Raw genomic sequence first — 5,298 nt, 5'->3', positions numbered from 1 at the left:
GCGACGCCCCCCGCGACCAGCCTCCCCGCCGAGGTGCCCGTCGCCGCGCAGCCGCCCGCCGTGGCTGCCGCCGTCCGCCCCGCGACCGGTGATCCCGGCCCCGCCCCCGCCGAGACCTCGGCGGCCGTGGCTCCCGCCGGCCGCTCGGGGCGTCGGCTGGTGGCCGGTGGCCGGTTCGAGGGGCCGCTGCACGAGCGGTCCTTCGACGACGCCGACCCCGTGCTCGAGGCCCGGCCACGACCCGAGCGGCAGCGCAGCGGTTCGCATGCGGCACCGGCGGTGCGTGACCGGGTCGCGACCGGCCCGGGGCCGGACGCCGCGCCTCCTGAGCCGGTCCTCCGACGCTCGCGCGACCGGTCCACCGTCCGACGACCCGGCCCGGCCGTCATGGGCGTGCTCAACGTCACGCCCGACTCGTTCAGCGACGGCGGTCGTCATCTCGACCTCGACGCCGCCCTGGCCCACGCCCGCACCCTCGTCTCGCGGGGGGCCGACATCGTCGACGTCGGCGGGGAGTCGACCCGGCCCGGTGCCGCCCGCGTCGAGCCGGCCGACGAGCTCCGTCGGGTGCTGCCGGTCGTGCGCCAGCTCGCGTCCGAGGGGGTGCGCGTCAGCATCGACACGATGAACGCGTCGACCGCCGCCGCCGCGCTCGAGGCCGGCGCCGAGATCGTCAACGACGTGTCGGGCGGCCTCGCCGACGTCGACATGGCCCGGGTCGTCGCCGAGAGCGGCCGCACCTTCGTGGTCATGCACTGGCGCGGTCGACTCGACGGCTCGGGGCACGCACCTTCCGCGGCGTCGCGCGACTACGACGGCGACGTCGTCGGCACCGTCGCCGACGAGCTCGCCGCACGGGTGGACGACCTCGTGACCCGGGGCGTCGACCCGTCGACGATCGTCCTCGATCCCGGCTTGGGGTTCTCGAAGGACGCCACCCAGAACTGGCAGCTGCTGGCCCACCTCGACGTGCTCGGCCGGCTCGGCCTGCCCGTGCTCGTCGCCGCGTCGCGCAAGCGGTTCCTGGCCGACCTCCTGCCCGAGGGCGCGCCGCCCGTCGACCGCGACCCCGCGACCGCCGTGATCAGCGTGCTGGCGGCGCAGGCCGACGTCTGGGGCGTGCGCGTGCACGACGTCGCCGGCACCCGGGCCGCCCTCGACGTGCTGCAGGCGTGGACCGAGGCCGCCGCGGCTCCCCGACGACCGGCGAGGCACGCGTGAGCGGCGGCGCGACCGGACCCGACGGCCTGCCCGGGCAGGAGCCCGGTCTGGGCGGCGAGCCCGGTCCGGTCGGCGAGCCCGTGCCGGCCCTCCGTGCCCGTGGCCTCGACGTGCTGCGTCTCAGCGGCGTGCGGGCCACCGGCCACCACGGCGTCTTCGACCACGAGCGCCGCGACGGTCAGGAGTTCGTCGTCGACGTCGTCGTGCACCTCGACACCACGACCGCGGCGTCCGGCGACGACCTCGGCGAGACCGTGCACTACGGAGTCCTGGCCGAAGAGATCGTGGCCGCCGTCGAGCGCGACCCGGTCGACCTGATCGAGACCCTCGCCGAGCGATTGGCCGCCGTCGTGCTGAGTCACCCCTCGGCCGTCGCCACCGAGGTCACCGTGCACAAGCCGGGGGCCCCCATCACCGTGCCGTTCGGCGACGTGTCGATCACCATCAGCCGGGAGCGAGCGTGAGCGTGCCGAGCGTGAGCGTGCCGCGCGTCCGCCGTGCGGTGATCGCCCTCGGCTCGAACCTCGGCGACCGCGACACCCTGCTGCGCGACGCCGTCCGGGCCGTCGACGCGACGCCCGGCATCACGGTGGTCGCCGCGTCCGCCCCCGTGTCGTCGACCGCCGTCACGCTCGACGGCCTCGATCCGAGCAAGCCGACCTACCTCAACGCCGTGCTGCTCGCCGACGTCACGCTCGACGACGACGCCCTGCTCGACGCGCTGCAGGCGATCGAGGCCACGCACGGGCGCACCCGCGACGTGCGGTGGGGCGACCGGACCCTCGACCTCGACGTCGTCGCCCTCGACGACGAGCGCATCGACACCGAGCGCCTCCAGGTGCCGCACCCCCGCGCCGCCGAGCGCGCGTTCGTGCTCGAGCCCTGGCTCCAACTGGACCCGGAGGCGCGGCTCGCCGGAGCAGGGCGGGTCGCCGACCTCGCGTCCCGCCTCACCGAGCGCACCCGTCCCGTGCCAGGGGCGACCTCGCTGTTCGACCCCGAGCCCGACCCCCCGCTGACCGACGCACCGTCCGACCACGGGTCCGCCCACGACCCGACCACCGACCCCAGCCCAGGAGCCCCGTGAAGCACACCCGCCCCTCCACCCTGGTCGGCCTGATCATCGTGGCCGTGGCCGCCGGCTTCGTCCTCGACTCGGTGCTGGTCGCCATGCGTCAGCCGTCCATCGTGCTGCCCGTCGCCCTCGGCCTCGTGCTGCTCGGCATCGGCGGGGTCGTCGTCTCGATGGCCGTGCCCGTGCACCGCGTCGCGACCGGGTCGAGCAAGGAGCGCGTCGACCCCTACTACGCGACGCGCGTGCTGCTGCTGGCCAAGGCGAGCAGCCTGTCCGGCGCCCTGTTCGGCGGCTTCGCCGGGGGAGTCCTGCTGTTCGTCCTCTCGCGTGGCGTAGGGGTCGCTGTAGGCTCGCTCGTGCCCGCGATCGTCGCCGTCGTCGGCGGTGTGGGGCTGCTCGTGGCCGGCATCGTCGCCGAACGCATGTGCACCGTCCCGCCCGCCGACGACGAGAACGGCCAGGGCCCGGGGACGCAAGCGGTCTGACCGCCCGCGGCCCCGCCGCCGTCGCACCACACCGCTGCCGCACGACACCGCCGCCGACCGGAAGAGACGCCGACATGGACCGACTCGACATCCCCGACGCGCAGTGGACCCGCGTCTCGCCCCGGTACGTCTGGCCCGAGCTGATCGGCTACGTCGTCACCGGGCTGATCGTGGCCGCCGCCACCGTCCCGCTCTGGTTCATCGGCGAGTGGTGGACCTACGCGATCACCGCCGCCGTCGTGCTCGTGACGATCGTCGTCGCCGCCCTGACCCCGCGTCGGGTCCGGGCGATCGGCTACCAGCTGCGCGAGGACGACCTGCTGCTGCGCAAGGGCATCCTGTACCTGCGGGTCGTCGCCGTGCCCTACGGCCGCATGCAGCTCATCGACATCAACCGGGGCCCGGTCGTCCGGGCGCTCGGTCTCAGCGACCTGAAGTTCGTCACCGCGGCCGCGGCCTCGGCCGTGACGATCCCGGGCGTCCCCGCCGACGAGGCCGAGCGGCTGCGCGACCGCCTCGTCGAGCTGGCTGAATCGCGGCGGGCCGGCCTGTGAGCGACCCCCGCACCGGTGCGGACGGGGGCGGGGGCCGACCCGCGCCTCCGGACGTCGCCGCCCTCACCGACGGCGAGTGGCACCGCCTGCACCCGGCCACCCCGCTGCTCAAGGGCGGCATCGCGCTGGCCGCGGTGCTCGTCATCCTGTTCAACAACGCGCGCGAGTACGTCGTCGAGCTGTTCGTGCCCGGCGGTCGGCGGGGCGACGAGGGCGACCCGTTCGGGTACGTCGTCGACCAGGGCTGGCTGGGCCTGCTGCTGCTCGCCGTGGTCGTGGTCATCGCCCTGTTCGTCGGCGGGTTCTGGCTGTCGTGGCGCATGCACACCTTCCGGGTCGGCGAGGACGTGGTCGAGGTGCGCAGCGGCATCGTGTTCCGCACGAACCGTCGGGCGCGGCTCGACCGCATCCAGGGCATCAACATCCAGCGTCCGCTGCTGGCCCGCGTCTTCGGCGCCGCCAAGCTCGAGGTCAACCAGGCCGGCCAGGACGCCAACGTCAACCTCGCCTACCTGCGGTCGGCGTCGGCGGACGACCTGCGCCGCGAGATCCTCCGGCGCGCGGGCGGGGCGCAGCAGCCGCACGCGCCGGCCCCGAGTGCGGCCGGTTCGCCGGTCGAGGCGCCAGCCGTCGGCACGGGCGACGTGACCGACGCCGCCGCCGTCGCGGGGACCGCGGGTCCGGGTCACCCCGACGCCCACGCTCCGCACCGCCAGGGCTTCGGCGGCCTCGTCGAGCAGCGCGCGAACGAGTTCCTCGCGCCCGAGCTCGACCCCGACGAGGCGCCGCCGCAGTCCGTCGTGGCCCTCTCGCCCGGCCGCCTGATCGGGTCGACCGTCCTGAGCGGTTACACCCTCTTCCTGCTGGCCGCCGTCGTGGCGATCGTGATCAGCGTGGTGACGACGGGCGAGTGGTTCCTGCTCTTCGTGCTGTTGCCGGCCGTGCTCGGGTCGGGCGGGTTCTACGTCAACCGCATCACGAAGTCGCTGCGCTACACGATCGCGGGCACGCGCGACGGGGTCCGCATCGGCTACGGCCTGTTCTCGACCTCGAACGAGACGCTGCCGCCCGGCCGCATCCATTCGGTCAAGGTCAGCCAACCGCTGCTCTGGCGCCCGTTCGGCTGGTGGGACGTCAAGATCAACCGCGCCTCGCGCTCGAGCACCAAGGGCGCCGCCGGACAAGAGAACACGACGATCCTGCCGGTCGGCGACGAGGACGACGTCCGCCGCGTCCTCGAACTCGTCCTGCCCGAACTGGTCGGCGTGGCCGCCGTGGGCGTCGCCGCCGAGGAGGCGCGGGCCGGGTCGAGCGCGTCGGCCGACGTCCCCGAGGCGGTCGCCCCCGCGGCGGGCATGGCCACGGACGCCTTCTCGAACGGCGAGGCCGCGCCTCCTGTCCTCGGTGGCGAGGTGCTCGGGGACGCTACGTCCGTGGCCGGCGAGGCCGCGCCTCCTGCCGTCCGCGACGCCGTCGAGGCGACGACCGAGCACACCCTCTCGCTCGTCGAGGGCGGCCTGAGGTCGAGCGGCACCGACGGCGGGTTCACCGTGTCGCCGCGGCGGGCCGCCGTGCTGCGCTGGTTCTCGTGGCGCCGCAACGGATTCCGCACGGCGCCGGGCGCGCTGCTGCTGCGCAAGGGCGCGATCTGGCGTCAGCTCGTCATCGTGCCGCTGCCCCGGGTGCAGAGCGTCGGACTGGTGCAGGGTCCGTTGCGCCGCCGGCTGCGGCTCGCGACCGTGCACCTGCACACCGTCCAGGGGCCGATCGTGGCCGAGATCGGCGCGCTCGACCAGGACGACGCCCTCGGCTTCTTCACGACCGGCGGCCGCGAGGCGGTCGCCGCCGCCCACGCCGACCGCACCCACCGCTGGAGCGAGGAGACCCCGTGACCGACCCCCGCGACCCCCGCGACTCGCGCGACGCCACCCGCCGGCCCGCGGGCGGCTCCGACCGCCGCAGC

Annotated in this window: 6 protein-coding genes; all 6 read left to right on the top strand. The window is 75.2% G+C overall.

Annotated elements, in window-relative coordinates; translation table 11 throughout:
• Positions 1 to 1,221 (top strand): dihydropteroate synthase (folP, locus tag SZ60_RS10655; RefSeq protein WP_369700704.1); only part of this gene is annotated, 1,221 nt, incomplete at its 5' end.
• On the top strand, positions 1,218 to 1,685 hold the full coding sequence (gene folB / locus SZ60_RS10650) for a dihydroneopterin aldolase (RefSeq protein ID WP_231567126.1): 468 nt from the start codon (positions 1,218 to 1,220) through the stop codon (positions 1,683 to 1,685). The genes folP and folB, both read left to right, overlap by 4 nt.
• 11 nt (positions 1,686 to 1,696) lie before the next feature.
• Entirely contained in the window at positions 1,697 to 2,308 is a 612-nt protein-coding gene (gene folK, locus SZ60_RS10645) for a 2-amino-4-hydroxy-6-hydroxymethyldihydropteridine diphosphokinase (protein ID WP_231567125.1), read from the top strand.
• Positions 2,305 to 2,781 (top strand): DUF3180 domain-containing protein, encoded by a 477-nt coding sequence (locus SZ60_RS10640; protein WP_043595812.1) that lies wholly within the window; start codon positions 2,305 to 2,307, stop codon positions 2,779 to 2,781. Before folK ends, SZ60_RS10640 begins: the two co-directional genes overlap by 4 nt.
• A 74-nt stretch (positions 2,782 to 2,855) precedes the next feature.
• On the top strand, positions 2,856 to 3,335 hold the full coding sequence (locus tag SZ60_RS10635) for a PH domain-containing protein (RefSeq protein WP_043595810.1): 480 nt from the start codon (positions 2,856 to 2,858) through the stop codon (positions 3,333 to 3,335).
• Positions 3,332 to 5,227, top strand: coding sequence for a PH domain-containing protein (locus SZ60_RS10630; protein ID WP_052505331.1), 1,896 nt, complete (start codon positions 3,332 to 3,334; stop codon positions 5,225 to 5,227). Before SZ60_RS10635 ends, SZ60_RS10630 begins: the two co-directional genes overlap by 4 nt.
• Positions 5,228 to 5,298: the final 71 nt, after the last annotated feature.

It is taken from the genome of Frigoribacterium sp. MEB024 (genome assembly GCF_000878135.1).
Classification (GTDB): Bacteria; Actinomycetota; Actinomycetes; order Actinomycetales; family Microbacteriaceae; genus Frigoribacterium.
The sequence above is the reverse complement of the archived record's forward strand: the minus strand, read 5'-3'. Positions and strand labels throughout refer to the sequence as shown.

Bases quoted from the DNA above. Each gene is read 5' to 3' on its own strand.
- SZ60_RS10635 (WP_043595810.1), top strand. From the start codon at position 2,856: ATGGACCGACTCGACATCCCCGACGCGCAGTGGACCCGCGTCTCGCCC.